The sequence below is a fragment of the Rhodococcus sp. NPDC058521 genome, assembly GCF_042719695.1.
Lineage (GTDB): Bacteria > Actinomycetota > Actinomycetes > Mycobacteriales > Mycobacteriaceae > Rhodococcus_F.
Genome location: NZ_JBHXNL010000004.1, coordinates 188,706 through 202,314, shown reverse-complemented (window position 1 = coordinate 202,314; position 13,609 = coordinate 188,706). Strand labels below are relative to the sequence as shown.

At 65.3% G+C, this 13,609-nt stretch carries 12 protein-coding genes; 4 read left to right on the top strand and 8 right to left on the bottom strand.

Going from position 1 to position 13,609, the window contains the following annotated elements:
* Nucleotides 1-99: 99 nt before the first annotated feature.
* The 3 genes from ACFWO3_RS09015 to ACFWO3_RS09005 form a co-directional block, all read right to left on the bottom strand.
* Nucleotides 100-1,887, bottom strand: a complete 1,788-nt coding sequence (locus ACFWO3_RS09015; RefSeq protein ID WP_378576305.1) for a DEAD/DEAH box helicase — start codon at nucleotides 1,885-1,887, stop codon at nucleotides 100-102.
* 252 nt (nucleotides 1,888-2,139) lie between these two features.
* Nucleotides 2,140-3,096 carry a M56 family metallopeptidase gene (locus ACFWO3_RS09010; RefSeq protein ID WP_378576303.1) on the bottom strand — a complete coding sequence of 319 codons (957 nt, stop codon included), beginning with the start codon at nucleotides 3,094-3,096 and terminating at the stop codon, nucleotides 2,140-2,142.
* Between the two features lie 26 nt (nucleotides 3,097-3,122).
* The gene (locus ACFWO3_RS09005; protein ID WP_378576300.1) at nucleotides 3,123-3,536 is read right to left on the bottom strand and encodes a BlaI/MecI/CopY family transcriptional regulator; all 414 of its coding nucleotides are present in this window, start codon (nucleotides 3,534-3,536) and stop codon (nucleotides 3,123-3,125) included.
* 144 nt (nucleotides 3,537-3,680) lie between these two features.
* On the opposite strand from ACFWO3_RS09005, the gene ACFWO3_RS09000 reads away from it, so the two are divergent.
* A complete protein-coding gene (locus ACFWO3_RS09000; protein WP_378576298.1) occupies nucleotides 3,681-6,209 on the top strand; it encodes a rhomboid family intramembrane serine protease in 2,529 nt (842 codons plus the stop codon).
* On the opposite strand, the gene ACFWO3_RS08995 is transcribed toward ACFWO3_RS09000, so the two are convergent.
* Genes ACFWO3_RS08995 through ACFWO3_RS08985 form a run of 3 tightly spaced genes read right to left on the bottom strand, consistent with a single transcriptional unit; the run spans nucleotide 6,180 to nucleotide 9,603 of the window.
* On the bottom strand, nucleotides 6,180-7,049 hold the full coding sequence (locus ACFWO3_RS08995) for an ABC transporter ATP-binding protein (RefSeq protein WP_378576296.1): 870 nt from the start codon (nucleotides 7,047-7,049) through the stop codon (nucleotides 6,180-6,182). The two genes, ACFWO3_RS09000 and ACFWO3_RS08995, sit on opposite strands and share 30 nt — an antisense overlap.
* Entirely contained in the window at nucleotides 7,046-8,098 is a 1,053-nt protein-coding gene (locus ACFWO3_RS08990; protein ID WP_378576654.1) for a FecCD family ABC transporter permease, read from the bottom strand. The genes ACFWO3_RS08995 and ACFWO3_RS08990 overlap by 4 nt, the downstream gene beginning before the upstream one ends.
* A 44-nt stretch (nucleotides 8,099-8,142) precedes the next feature.
* The gene (locus ACFWO3_RS08985) at nucleotides 8,143-9,603 is read right to left on the bottom strand and encodes a FecCD family ABC transporter permease (protein WP_378576652.1); all 1,461 of its coding nucleotides are present in this window, start codon (nucleotides 9,601-9,603) and stop codon (nucleotides 8,143-8,145) included.
* 198 nt (nucleotides 9,604-9,801) lie between these two features.
* Between ACFWO3_RS08985 and ACFWO3_RS08980 the strand changes: the two genes are divergently transcribed.
* Nucleotides 9,802-10,539 (top strand): hypothetical protein, encoded by a 738-nt coding sequence (locus ACFWO3_RS08980; RefSeq protein ID WP_378576294.1) that lies wholly within the window; start codon nucleotides 9,802-9,804, stop codon nucleotides 10,537-10,539.
* 239 nt (nucleotides 10,540-10,778) lie between these two features.
* Nucleotides 10,779-11,252, top strand: coding sequence for a PaaI family thioesterase (locus ACFWO3_RS08975; protein ID WP_378576292.1), 474 nt, complete (start codon nucleotides 10,779-10,781; stop codon nucleotides 11,250-11,252).
* A gap of 77 nt (nucleotides 11,253-11,329) precedes the next feature.
* Here ACFWO3_RS08975 and ACFWO3_RS08970 read toward each other — a convergent pair whose 3' ends face one another.
* Nucleotides 11,330-12,715, bottom strand: a complete 1,386-nt coding sequence (locus tag ACFWO3_RS08970) for an NAD(P)/FAD-dependent oxidoreductase (RefSeq protein WP_378576290.1) — start codon at nucleotides 12,713-12,715, stop codon at nucleotides 11,330-11,332.
* Nucleotides 12,716-12,763: 48 nt separating this feature from the next.
* The gene (locus ACFWO3_RS08965; protein ID WP_378576288.1) at nucleotides 12,764-12,934 is read right to left on the bottom strand and encodes an adenylate cyclase; all 171 of its coding nucleotides are present in this window, start codon (nucleotides 12,932-12,934) and stop codon (nucleotides 12,764-12,766) included.
* Nucleotides 12,935-13,261: 327 nt separating this feature from the next.
* Between ACFWO3_RS08965 and ACFWO3_RS08960 the strand changes: the two genes are divergently transcribed.
* Nucleotides 13,262-13,606 carry a L,D-transpeptidase gene (locus ACFWO3_RS08960; RefSeq protein ID WP_378576286.1) on the top strand — a complete coding sequence of 115 codons (345 nt, stop codon included), beginning with the start codon at nucleotides 13,262-13,264 and terminating at the stop codon, nucleotides 13,604-13,606.
* Nucleotides 13,607-13,609 lie beyond the last annotated feature (3 nt).

Here is a 13,609-nt window from a genome sequence, read left to right as displayed (position 1 = left end):
CTTCGCTCGATCATCGGATGATCAATTGTCGTGATCCAGCCAAACACACCCGGACGCGAAGGGGAACGGAGCTGCAGACCCTCACATGGCCGCGGACCGTCAGCTGCGGCGCGAACGGGCCGGTCCGTCGAAACCGTCATAGCTACGACGCTCCGTACGGCTACGGAAACCGCCACTCGCGTTGCCCGAGGGCCGGCTCTCGCGTCGAGCGTCCGTGCGCCGGTCCCTGGTGTCGCGTTCACCGAACTCGCGACGCGGCGGACGGCCGTCGAATCCGCGTGGGCCGCCCGAACGCTGCTCGTCGCGGAACCCGCCACGGTCCGACGCCCCGAACTCGCGGCGCGGAGCGCGGTCGTCCCGGCGCGGTCGGTCGTCGCGGAAGCCGCGATCACTCTGTGCGGGCCGGTCGTCACGACGCGGGCGATCATCGCGGCGCGGACGATCGAAGTCCCGACCGGAGCGGTCACCGAAATCACGGCGGGGCCCGCGGTCGTCGAACCGGCGTGGCCCGCCCTCGCTGCGGCCCTGGAATCCGCCGCGACTGCCGCCGAAACTCTTACCGGAACGATCGCCGAAATCACGGCGAGGTCCGCGATTGCCGAACGATCGGTCGCCGCGGCCCGCGCGTTCCCGGATCGGTTCGCCGCTCGGAGCCTTTGCTCCGGTGATGGTGGACAGCTTCTCGTCGCCGGGCCTCACAGGTACGGCGGTGGCGTCGACGCCGGCCATCCCGGTGAGGCGACGGAAGGTGCGCTTCTGATTGGGAAGCACGATGGCGACCACGGTGCCCTTCTCGCCTGCGCGGGCCGTACGTCCGGCTCGATGCAGGTAGTCCTTGTGGTCGGCCGGCGGATCGACGTGCACGACCAGGTCGATTCCGTCGACGTGGATACCGCGGGCCGCAACGTCCGTGGCCACCAGAACCGGCGTTCGGCCCGTCTTGAAACGCTCGAGTACGCGAGTGCGCTGGTTCTGCGCCTTACCGCCGTGGAGCGCTTCTGCTGCCACCCCGACCGCCCGCAACCGCTCGGTGATGCCCTCGCAACCGAGTTTGGTACGCGCGAACATGATCGTGCGGCCGTCACGGGCACCGATCTCCGCGAGCACGTCGTCCTTCTGACCGCGGTCGACGAGGAGCACGTAGTGATCCATCGTGTTCACGCTCGCGCGGCCGTCCGCAGTGGAGTGCTGTACGTGGTCCGGAAGGAACTGCCGAACGAGCGACTGAACCTCGCGGTCGAGAGTCGCGGAGAAGAGCATCCGCTGACCGTCGGCGGGTGTTTCACCCAGGATCGAGCGAACCTCCGGGAGGAAGCCCATGTCGGCCATCTGATCGGCCTCGTCGAGCGCGGTGATCTCGATCGCGTCGAGCACACAGGTGCCCTGGCGCAGATGATCACCGAGGCGACCCGGGGTGGCGACGAGAATGTCGACGCCACGGCGGAGCTGCTCGACCTGCTTGCCGAAAGGAGTGCCGCCGACCGCGGGGCGGACGGTCACCCCGAGCACACCCGCGTACGCGCCGAGGGAATCGACCACCTGGAAAGCCAGTTCACGGGTGGGAACCAGTACCAGCGCACGGGGGCGCTTGGCAGCGGGCCGGACCTCGTGGCGGGCAAGGCGCGCCAACATCGGAAGTCCGAACGCGAGGGTCTTTCCGGAACCGGTCTGAGCCCTGCCGAGAACGTTCTTCCCGTTCAGGGCATCGGGCACCGACAGCGCTTGGATCGGTGAGGGAGTGGTGATGGAGTTCTTGGCGAGCGCCCGCACGAGCGGCGCGGGCAGTCCGATGTCGGCGAAGGTCACTTCGGCATCGGAGCTGGTGGAAGTTTCGACTGCCACATCGAGGGTGTCGTGGGCAGCATTGGTCTGGACAGCGTTGGTCACGCGGAAGGTACCTCTCCGGGCATAGGGCGCGTCGCGGAGCGGGGCTGTACGGATGCAGCCGGCACAAAGGGACGAGCCAGGGCACATGTCACCTGGTCAATCCGTTCACGCACACGCACGCACTTGGGCGTGGATGCGAGGAATTGGGCTGTGTGCCGTTTCGATTTCGATGGATCGCTCTGGCGACCGCAATTCAGTGTACGGGACGCGCGAGACTGCCACGAACGATCGGATTGTGACCTGAGCTACTTCTCAGTGACTGCCGCCGAAGAGTCGGCTCAGTTCCACTAGCCACGGCACTGCGACGGCCACGGTCGGAATCACCAGGATCGCCGCGGACGCCGCGTAGGCACCGACTGCGATACGTCGATCAGGCCCATCGGCCGCCAGACGCTGGACGCGGATCAGGGTGCTGGGGCCGCCGACGGCCATTGCGCCTCGAGGCGCCGTGGATCCCGAGCAGGCGACGAGGGCGCGTGCGAGCGCCGTCGGGCTGGATGCGCGCACCGCCGAGTCGTCGGCGAGCATCTCTACGAGCAATTGCACCGACCCCAGTGCCGACTTGCTCCTCACGATGGTCGGAAACGCGGCGTTCACTGCTGTGAACGCCTCCAGCACGAGGTCGTGCCTGGCACGGAGATGAGATCGTTCGTGACGGAGAATCGCTTTGATTTCGGCGTCCCCGAGATTCGTGAACGTGCCCTGACTCAAGACAACCCGTTGACGGATGCCGGGAAGGCAGTAGGCGATCGGTTCGGTCACGTCGATGACCCGAAGATCGGGCGTGCGCGCGTGCGGCGACTGCGTATCGCAGTGATCGAGAAGGTCGACCAACATGCGGTGGTGGGCTCGCCGCCTTCGGGTGCGCACACCGACCTGCACTATAGAGAAGATCAGCTTGGCGCCGATCAGCAAGGTCAGAGCGAACACCACCACGTACAGGGTCCAGAGGGGCAGACCCAGCGCTTCGATCTCCGCGGTGGGTGCGGTGGTGGGTCGTCCGTCCGGGCCGGGAACCAGCAGTTGGCTGGCGATCGCGAGGCCGGAACTGAAGGCGGACAAGACGGCGGCAAGTGCCACCGCCTGCCAGAGGACGAGTGCGGCGCGGGGAGCTCGATAGGGCCACTCGGCGCGGCTGAGCAGTGCCGGCACAGGGCCGGCGAGCAGCAACGCGAGTACTCCGAATACCAGTGCGGTGGTGGCGTTCATGTCCTACACATCATGCATGAACGAGGTCAGCTCGCGCGAACACTTCCGGTGGCGTCCCCGCCGTTGGCACGCTCCTTGGCCTCGAGTGCGGCGAGCGCGCCGCGAAGTGCGTCGGCTTCGTCCGCTCCGACCTGCTCGACGAAATGAACGAGGGCGGCTGCGCGACTTCCCGACTGGTCTGCCTGCTGCAGCGCGTCGACCATCAGGCTGGCGACGAGTTCTTCACGCTGATGCACAGGCAGGTAGCGGTGTGCGCGGTCGTCACGCTGTTGAATGACGAGATGCTTCTTCGCGAGACGCTGTAGAACGGTCATCACGGTCGTGTAGGCGAGCTCTCGACGGGCAGCGAGAGCCTCGTGCACCTGTCGCACCGTTTGGGCTTCGGGAGCAGACCACAGATGCTCCATCACCGCGCGTTCGAGTTCACCGAGTCCAGCCATGATTCGATTCTACGGAACCAACGACACAAATTCGTACTACCCGTGGTAGTAACCGCCTGGCACGGGGTGTGGTAATGGTCATAGCCGTCGTTGTACCGAGAGTGCCGTGACGGGCCGACGTGACGTATTCGGAAGGCGGGCGGGATGACGAATCGAGTTGCGATCGGGCGATGGACCACCTCGGGCTGGTCGGCCGTCCGTCGCGCGCCCGTCAGCGTCGTGGCCCTGGTCGTGATCTGGGTACTGGGACTCGCGACCTCGAGCATCGTCGAAGGGCCCTCACACGCGCTGGGTCGCGACATCGGCCTCGGGGTCGTCGGCATCGAGCACCTCGAGGTGTGGGGTCTGATCACCTCCGCGTTCTGGGCGTCGGGCTGGGCCTCCTATGTGGGCATCACAATCCTGATCGTCGCGGTCTCGGTGCCGGTCGAACGACGAATGGGATCGGTGCGATTCCTGATTGCCGCACTGACCACCCAGATCGCCGGAGCTCTCTGCGCGGTCACCCTCGCCGCGGTCGCGAAGACCGTGGATTCCGACTGGGGCTTCGAACTGCACATCGGATACGCCGTCGGCGCCGGCGGGTGGATCGTGGGCACACTGATGGTCGCCACGGCGAACATGGACACCCTGTGGCGCCGCCGCATCCGTGTCGGTGTACTCGCCCTCACTATCGTCTCGGCGTTGTTCGGCGGTCATCTGATCGACCTGATCCGCCTCGCCGCCGCAGTGGTCGGACTGCTCGCCGGTCCGTGGATCGTCGGACGTTCCGCACGTGGCCCACGGATCGCAGGAACCAGGCGAGAGGGTCGGATGCTCGTCGCCATCGTCGTCGCGGCAAGCGCGATCGGTCCGGTTCTCGCAGCCCTGTCGAGCGATGCGATCGGCCCCTTGGCGGTGCTGCGGGACCTCGTCCGGGGCGTGCCGTGGAGTGCTCCCGAAGTCAGGGAACTGTGTGAGCAGTCGGCCACGGATCCGGATTGCCGCCGCGGTCTTCTCGAACTTCGCCTGTCCGGGGTGGGGCCCACTCTGCTGAGCCTCGTGCCCTCACTGTTCCTGCTCGTACTCAGCGACGGTTTGCGGCGTGGCCGGCGGTTCGCCTGGTGGGGAGCCGTCCTGGCACAGTGCGTGTTGCTGGCCCTGTCCGCGGCGAACTTCGTTTTCCGATACCTGGATTCGGTCGACGAGGACACCCTGTTCTACGGACTCGCCGATCCGACCGTCTACCGCACGCTGATGCCGTTCCTCACACCGCTTGCCGTGCTCGTCGTTCTGCTGGCCACCCGCCGCTGGTTCGGAGTTGCGGCGCCACGCCACACGTACCGCAACCTCACCGGCGTCGTCGTAGCGGTGGCAGTCGCGCTGTGGGCGATGTACGCCGCTGGCGGGTTCCTCGCACGCTCCGGGTTCGACCCGCGGCCGTCGTTCACGACGTTGGTGGCGGACTTCCCCGAACGTCTCGTGCCACCGGTGTACCTGCAATGGCTCGACCCCCGACTGCTTCCGGTGAACGTTCCGGCCACCGTGCTGTACGAGTGGACCGGTGTCGCCTTCTGGCTGGTGGTCATCGCGCTGATCGGGACCACGTTTCTGCGACCCGCCATGGAGGGCACCGACGCCGAGGACCGCGATCGTGCCCGGGACATGCTTCGCAACGGCACCGGCAGCCCGCTGTCCTGGATGACCACCTGGTCCGGAAACAGTTACTGGTTCGCACCGGAAGGTCGCGGTTTCGTCGCCTATCGGGTGCTCGCCGGAGTGGCGCTGACGACAGGTGACCCGGTGGGTCCACCGGGTCGCACGTCCGAGCTGGTCGAGGGATTCGCCGAGTTCGCTGCCGAGAACGGCTGGACCCCGTGCTTCTACTCGGTGACGGAGTCGGTACGCAGGGCGAGTGATGCACTCGGGTGGAGTTCGATCCAGGTTGCCGAGGAAACCGTTCTGGATCTCGGCTCCGTTGCGTTCACCGGCAAGAAGTTCCAGGACGTTCGAACTGCCCTGAACAAGGCCCAGAAGTCCGGAATCACGGCCGAATGGGTCCGGTTCCCGGACGCTGCCATGGGCATCACCGATCAGATCACCGCCATCTCCGAGGAATGGGTCGCGGACAAGGGCATGCCGGAAATGGGGTTCACCCTCGGTGGCCTGGACGAGGTCGACGACGCCCAGGTGCGCTGTCTCATCGCGGTGGACGAGGACCGAACGGTGCACGGAGTGACATCGTGGCTCCCCGTCCACCGGGACGGTCGAGCCGTGGGCTGGACGCTGGACTTCATGCGCCGACGGTCGAACGGGTTCCGTCCCACCATGGAGTTCCTCATCGCATCCGCCGCACTGAGTCTCGAAGAGGAGGGCTTCGAATTCCTCAGTTTGTCGGGTGCCCCGCTCGCCAAGATGGACCCGGAGTCCACCGGCGTCGACGGCGCATTCGCAGCCATGATGGACAACCTTCTCGACGTGCTCGGGCGCACCCTCGAGCCGGTCTACGGTTTCCGGTCGCTACTGGCATTCAAGTCCAAGTTCCAGCCGCGGTACGTACCGATGTACATGACCTTCGCCGACCCGGCCGCGCTGCCCAGCATCGGTAGCGCAGTGGGACGCGCGTACCTACCGGAGGTGTCGATGAGTCAGAGCGTGACCCTGTTACGCACTCTCGTCGCTCGCGGGAAGTGATTCGTTCGCTGCACGTTCGGGCCCACCGACCCGTCCGTACACGTGACGGGTGCCGATGGGAACGATGAGGGGACGGTCGGAGACCGGATCGGGAATGACAGAGGCCTCCAGTCCGAAGACCTCGAGCAGAAGTTCGCTGGTGATGATGTCCTGCGGGGGGCCGGAGGCCACGATCGCTCCCTCGGACATCACGACGAGCTGATCGCTGTAGCGAATTGCGAGATTCAGATCGTGCAGGACCATGATCACCGTGCGCCCGAGTTCGGCGTGCATGCGATCGACCAGGTCGAGGACCTCGATCGAATGCGCAAGGTCGAGGTAGGTCGTCGGTTCGTCGAGCAGCAGGATGTCGGTGCCCTGCGCCAATGCCATCGAGATCCACGCACGCTGTCGTTGTCCGCCGGACAGTTGGTCGACGGGCCGGTCCGCAAGTTCGGCGACCCCGGTGAGTGCCAACGCCTCGGCGACTTCGGCTTCGTCGTCGGACGACCACTGCCGGATCCACGACTGATGCGGGTGGCGGCCACGCGCAACGAGGTCACCCACGGTCAGCCCCTCGGGGGCCACCGGTGACTGGGGCAGCATGCCCAGGGTGCGGGCCACATCCTTGGTGCGCATACGCCCGATGGTCTTGCCGTCGAGTGCCACGGTCCCGGCCTTGGGCTTGAGGAGTCGACCCAGGGCGCGCAGCACGGTCGACTTCCCGCACCCGTTCGGCCCGATCACCGTGGTGATGACCCCGGTGTGCACTGCGAGATCGAGACCGTCGACGACGGTACGGTCGCCGTATCCCAGGGTCAGACCATCGGCGACGAGCCGGGGCGGGATGTGCGCGGTCATGCGGACACCTTCCGATTGTTGCGAACGAGCAGATAGAGCAGGAACGGTCCACCGATGGCGGAGGTCACGATGCCGACCGGTAGTTCCACCGGTAGCAGAGTGCGTGCGACGACGTCGCTTCCCACCACCAGAACGGCGCCGGTGAGCGCGGACGCGATCATCGGGGGACCGGGGGAGCGGACCAGCCGCAACGCCAGTTGTGGCGCGGCGAGAGCGACGAACCCGACCGGGCCGGCTGCCGCGGTTGCCACGGCGGCGAGAGCGACGGACGCCAACAGCAACCGTGTCTGTGCACGATTCGTGTTGACGCCGAGCGACGCGGCATTGTCGTCGCCCAAGCGCAGGGCTCCGACGGTGAAGGTGGAGATCACCACGAGCACACCGAGCACGACGACGGCGATCGCCACAGGCCACATCTGATCCCAGCTGGCGCCGTTGAGCGAACCGTTCAACCACACCTGGGCCCGGGACACGTCGTCGATGTCGGCGGAGATGAGGAGCCATCCGACCGTGGCGACGAGCATCGCGTTGATACCGATTCCGATGAGGATCAGTCGGAACCCTTCGATTCCGCCTTTCCATGCCAGGAGGTAGATCACGATCGCGGTGAGGAACCCTCCGCACAGGGCTGCCATCGGAATCCCGAGGAGAGCGAGGAGCCCGACGAAGCTGCCGCCACCGCCGAGCACGATGAGCGCAACGGCGCCTGCGCTGGCACCGGCGGTGATTCCGAGAATGTCCGGGCTGGCGAGCGAGTTTCGGGCGATCGACTGTGTCAGGGCACCGGACAAGCCGAGAGCGACACCGATCAACAGACCCGTGAGGGACCGGGGGAGACGCAGGTCCATGACGATGAAGTTCTGAGCCTTCGTCCCGCCGCCCACCAAGACGGATGCGACCTCGGGAATCGACAGGTCGTAATCACCGCGTCCGATGTTGATGCACAGGAGCAGCAGGAGTGCGACCAGCAAGGCGACGTTGACGCCGATCATGAACGGCCGGAAGACCAGCGACACGGGTCCGATACGGAACGGTGGCCTCGACGGCACGCCTTCGGGCGGTGTGGAGTCGAGGCTGGTCTTGGATACGACGGTCACAGGCCGACCAACTTTCGGCGGCGAACGAGGGCTATGAAGAAGGGAGCGCCGAAGATGGCGAGGACGATGCCAACCTGGAGTTCACCAGGGCGAACCACCACGCGCCCGATCACGTCGGCCGTTACGAGCATGATGCCGCCCAGCAGACCCGCGTACGGCACCAACCAGCGATAGTCCGGCCCCGTGATGGCGCGTGCCACGTGCGGTACCACCAGGCCTATGAAGGCGATCGGACCGCATGCAGCGGTGGCGGCGCCGGTGAGGAGCGTGATGGCGATGATGCCGAGCGTGCGGCTTACGGCGATGTTGGTACCCAACCCACGCGCGACGTCCTCTCCGAGACTGAGCACGTTGAGGCTCGGTGTGCTGGCGACGGCGATGACCAGGCCTAGGACGAGGAATGGCAGCACCTGCCACAGAATGTCGTAGCCACGTCCACTGACCGAGCCGACGACCCAGAAGCGGTACCCGTCGAGACTCTGCTGATCCATGATCAGGATCGCGTTCGTCATGGCCTGCAGGAAGAAGGCAACGGCTGCACCGGCCAGGGCGAGACTCAGAGGACTGGCACCGCCGTTACCTATCGACGACATACCGAAGACGACCACGCTGGCGAGGAACGACCCCAGAAATGCGAACCACAGGTATTCGCCGGGTGCACTGAATCCCAGTACGTACATCGACATCACGACCATGAAAGCCGCTCCGGCGTTGAGACCGAGAAGTCCGGCGTCGGCGAGCGGGTTCCGGGTGTGTCCCTGAATCAGGGCACCGGCCACTCCCAGTGCGATTCCGACGACGAGTCCGAGAACTGTGCGGGGGCCGCGCAGCGTGCGGATGATGATGTCCGCCTGACTCTCATCGGAATGGATCAACGAATTGAAGATCTCCGCGAATGTCAGGGGGCGGGCGCCGATGGCAATGCTCGCCAGGAGAACGAAGACAAAGACTACGACCAACACTGCGAGCCCGACCAGTCGGCGCCGTCTGGTCGACGACAGGGACACATCCTTCTCGATCGGTGAGAAACCCTCCACGAGGGCGGTTTTCTCGCGGACGACCTCGATCCTTCGGTCTGGGCGCAGAAGGGATTTCAGCGCTCTCCCGACTCCGAGTGGTTCGGCTGTCGCGGCATCCCGGGAAACGAGCCCAATCCATCCCTTGGCGGCACTCTGGCCGGTTCGCCCTTCACGGAATCCGCGATTCCACACGAGCAGTCCGAATGCAACCAGCACGGCGGCCCCGCCGAACACGGCACGGTCTGCCGATCCACCGCCGTTCTCGTCGGACAGCGAGTCCACGATCAACCACCCGAGGACGAGCGGCACAGCGACGACTGCGAGGTCCAGAGCCGCAGCCGCAATCCGTAGACGGGTCGGCGCAGGTCCACGAGGAATGTCCTGCTGTGCAAAGTCTTCGCTCGTGTGGATCGTGGGTGCGACCGCGAGCTTGCGCATGGTTGTCACGGGCGGTGTGGTTCCTCCTACTCGACCGGCTTCCGGTGCCGTGCTTGTTAGGTTACGGAACCCTTGCCGCAAGCATCGACGAGGTGTCGAAAATGGTCAACGTGCCGAGCGTCACCCCGTCCCGACTATCAATAGTGGTTAGGCTAACCTATCTTACGAGTACAGGTTCCCGCGACATTGGAGTGCACCGTGACCTCGACCCTCACAGCCGGCACAACAGCCCTGGATCTCTCGTGCGCACGATTGCGCGCGTTGAATCCGGACTATCCGCGTATGTATGCCGTCGCGACGATGGCCGACGAGGGCAAGCGCCGCTGGTGGCAACTGTCGAAGGGGCTCGAAGGGGATCGTGTTCCGCAGATGTGGGCACGCGCGCTCGACGACCTCGACGACCCGCATGCTGCGGCCGTTCAGGTCGCGACCTCGCTCGTACACTCAGTCGTCGGTCGTGTCGCCGCGTCGGTCGTACTCGACGGGCGGGCATGGGATCCGGGATTCGAGAACCTCTCGATACACATGGACAACGATTGCGGTATCGACTGGGTGGGAGTCCAGGACGAAACCATGCGCACATTGCCGGACGACGACACTGTCGGCATGCGTGGAACTCTCGCAGTTCCGTGTGAACGCGCACTGCTTGTCTGGACTGCCCATCGGTGCATCACGTCGTTGAAGCCGATCCACCGCGCCGTTTCGCGTTGCGCGCAGGTCGATTGGGTTCGATTCTCCGGACTCGTCGGCGAATCCGTCCTCGGTGCCGCTGCGCTCGTTCCCGTTCTGACCGGCGGCGGTGAGGACGTGGCACAGCGCCGCGGGCAGGGGATGCTCGACGCGTTCGTTGCGGCGGGAATGCCGGTTCGGGTGCGTCCACGGCCGATTCGTTCGCGTCCCGCTTCGGCAACCTCGTTCCAGAAAGCCCTTGTGTAATTAGGGCAGCCTTGCCTATACTTGCCATGTTGGTAACGCACGTCACCGACCAGAATCCGATTTACCGGACCGAGCCGGAGTCCTGAGGGCTGCAGTGACTCCCGGTCCTTCCCGCGGCGGGCCCACACCGAAAAGGTGTGGGCCCGCCGATTCTTCTTCTCAGGCCCTGGTGTAGCCATTGAGGTGCGGCCGATCGAGCCGAAACTGCATCAACGAGCACAGCATCGAGGAGAAACGGCATGGTCGACGGTCAGAGCACACCATCAGCCGGAAACGGGCAGTCGGACAACGCGGAGCTCGGTCTCGCGGCCCTCGTCGGCCGACCGACGATCGGCTTCGACGGGGTCATCGGCCTCGTATACACGGAAATCACCACAGACCGCGTCCGCGCCGAATGGACGGTGGCGCCTTCACTGCATCAGCCCGCGGGCATCCAGCACGGCGGTGTGTACTGCAGCGTCGTCGAGTCTGTCGCGAGCATCGCAGGCACCGCATGGATCGGGCGGCGCGGGCACGTCGTCGGCGTGAACAACAACACCGACTTCATCCGCGCCACGCGAGAAGGCACCCTCACCGCAGAAGGCCTGCCCATTCACCGCGGACGAACCCAACAGCTGTGGGAGGTCCGTATCACCGACGAACGTCAGCGCCTGGTCGCGAAGGGACAGGTGCGACTCGCCAACATCGCGGACACTGCGGCCATCGGCAACTGACGCACCTCCGGAAACCGTCCACGTGAAAATGCGGGGTGCCCCACCCGGAACAGTGGGCACCCCGCATCAAATTCGGCTCAACCGGCAGCCTTCTTCTCCTCGGACCCTGGCGGAGCAGTGGCCGCCCGGGAATTCGATCGGTGTTGGTGGATCACGTTCCGCGCGAACACCTGCTGCTCTGTAGACGCCATCTGCGCACGTCCACGCCCCAGGAAGGTCACCGTCCAGGACAGCAACGTCGAGAGTCGACTGCGGAAGCCCACCAAGTACATGAGGTGGATGGCGAGCCATGCGACCCAGCCGATGAACCCGCTGATCTCGAGCTTCCCGACCTGTGCGACCGCACTGAACCGGGAAATCGTCGCCATGCTGCCCTTGTCGAAGTACTTGAAGGGCTGACGATCCTCGGGGCGGGCCCCTGTGAGACCGGCCTTGATCTGATTCGCCGCGTATTTTCCGCCCTGCATGGCAACCTGGGCGAGTCCGGGCAATTTGTCGAGCGACATCATGTCGCCGACGACGAACACGTTCGGGTGGCCGGGCAGGCTCAGGTCGGGGTTCACCTGGACTCGGCCCGCGCGATCGACCTCGGCATCGGACTGGTCGGCGAGCTGTTTGCCCAGCGGACTCGCCTGCACACCGGCCGACCACACCTTGCACTGGGACTCGATACGGCGATGAGTGCCGTCCTTGTCCTTGACGGACAAGCCGTCCACGTCGACGTCGTCGACCATCGCGCCCAGCTGGATCTCGATGCCCAGCTCTTCGAGCCGTTCGGCGGCCTTGCGGCTGAGCTTGCCGCCGTACACGGGCAGAACGTTGTCGGCACCGTCGAGGAGCACCACGCGGGCCTCCCGCGGATCGATGTTCCGGAACGCCCCCGACAGGGTCCGCCGAGACAGCTCCGCGATCTGCCCGGCGAGCTCCACACCGGTCGGTCCCGCACCCACGACCACGAAGGTCAGCAGACGGGCGCGCTCTTCCGGGTCGTCCGAGAGTTCCGCCTGCTCGAACGCGCCAAGAATTCTGCCGCGAAGCTCGAGCGCATCGTCGATCGTTTTCATTCCCGGCGCGAATTCGGCGAACTGGTCGTTGCCGAAGTACGACTGGCCGGCGCCGGCAGCGACGATGAGGCTGTCGAACGGTGTCACGGTGATCCGCTCGAGCAATCGGGAGGTGACGGTCTTGGCTTCGAGGTCGATCTTCTCGACATCGCCGAGCAGCACCTCGGTGTTCTTCTGCTTTCGCAAGACCAGACGTGTGGCCGGTGCGATGTCGCCGACCGAGAGAATGCCGGTCGCCACCTGATACAGCAGTGGCTGGAAGAGGTGGTGTGTGGTGCGCGCGATCATCGTGACGTCGACATCGGCCTTCTTCAGCGCTTGTGTGCCGAACAATCCGCCGAAGCCGGACCCGATGACCACCACACGGTGGCGGTTCGACTCGACCGACTGCACAGTCATACGGAACTCCTTGGAAATCGAGACGTCTCGAAACGTGATGTGGGGCGACTACGTCCGCAGGTCGATGTTCTTGCCGCCGGTCATCTTGGACCGGGTTTCTTCCTGGTAGTCACCCTTGATGGAGAAGACGAAGAGCGCTCCCACGAGCAGCACCACGACTGCCACGGTCGCGACCACGACGACATACCCGAATACGACACCGATTTCGGCCCAGTTCATGGAAACAGCCTCCTGTTGAGTACTTGCATCACCGTACTGCGCGGACCCATGCATGTCTCGGAGAGCATCCATTCGTGCAAGCGGCGCCGCGCGTCGACCGCAGAGTGTCGGCCCCGATGACGATATCGGTACGGCCGAGGCATCCGACGACGGTGGGTCCCTCGTTGACGGGCGAGAGCGAACGGATCGATACTGGGTGAAGGCGAACTTTCGGATGTGATCATCGTGCGTATCCGGCGTGCACTTGCGACATTTTCGGTGACTGGCGTGTGTGTCCTCGGCTCCATCGCCTACCTACCCCAATCTGCGTCGGCCCAGCCTGCAGGTATGCCGTGTGATGCGACCGCACGCGCCTGCCTGCAACTGTCGACCAATGAGGCCTGGCTGGCGGACGGCGGCGCGGCGACGTACGGACCGGTACCTGTGACACACGGCAGGCCCGGTTGGGAGACGCCACCGGGAACATTCGCCGTGACCTTCAAGGACGCCGACTTCTGGAGCACGGATTTCGATGCGCCGATGCCGTATTCGGTCTTCTTCAACGGTGGTATCGCCTTCCACGAGGGTTCACTGTCGGGCCTCTCGCACGGCTGCGTCCACCTGTCGCACGACGCGGCGGTCACCTTCTTCGACGCCTTGCAACCAGGTGATGTGGTTCAGGTGGTTCCGTAGGCC

Bases quoted from the DNA above. Each gene is read 5' to 3' on its own strand.
- ACFWO3_RS08965 (WP_378576288.1), bottom strand. From the start codon at position 12,934: ATGAACTGGGCCGAAATCGGTGTCGTATTCGGGTATGTCGTCGTGGTC.
- ACFWO3_RS08960 (WP_378576286.1), top strand. From the start codon at position 13,262: ATGCCGTGTGATGCGACCGCACGCGCCTGCCTGCAACTGTCGACCAAT.
- ACFWO3_RS08975 (WP_378576292.1), top strand. From the start codon at position 10,779: ATGGTCGACGGTCAGAGCACACCATCAGCCGGAAACGGGCAGTCGGAC.
- ACFWO3_RS08970 (WP_378576290.1), bottom strand. From the start codon at position 12,715: ATGACTGTGCAGTCGGTCGAGTCGAACCGCCACCGTGTGGTGGTCATC.
- ACFWO3_RS08995 (WP_378576296.1), bottom strand. From the start codon at position 7,049: ATGACCGCGCACATCCCGCCCCGGCTCGTCGCCGATGGTCTGACCCTG.
- ACFWO3_RS08985 (WP_378576652.1), bottom strand. From the start codon at position 9,603: ATGCGCAAGCTCGCGGTCGCACCCACGATCCACACGAGCGAAGACTTT.
- ACFWO3_RS09000 (WP_378576298.1), top strand. From the start codon at position 3,681: ATGACGAATCGAGTTGCGATCGGGCGATGGACCACCTCGGGCTGGTCG.
- ACFWO3_RS09005 (WP_378576300.1), bottom strand. From the start codon at position 3,536: ATGGCTGGACTCGGTGAACTCGAACGCGCGGTGATGGAGCATCTGTGG.
- ACFWO3_RS09010 (WP_378576303.1), bottom strand. From the start codon at position 3,096: ATGAACGCCACCACCGCACTGGTATTCGGAGTACTCGCGTTGCTGCTC.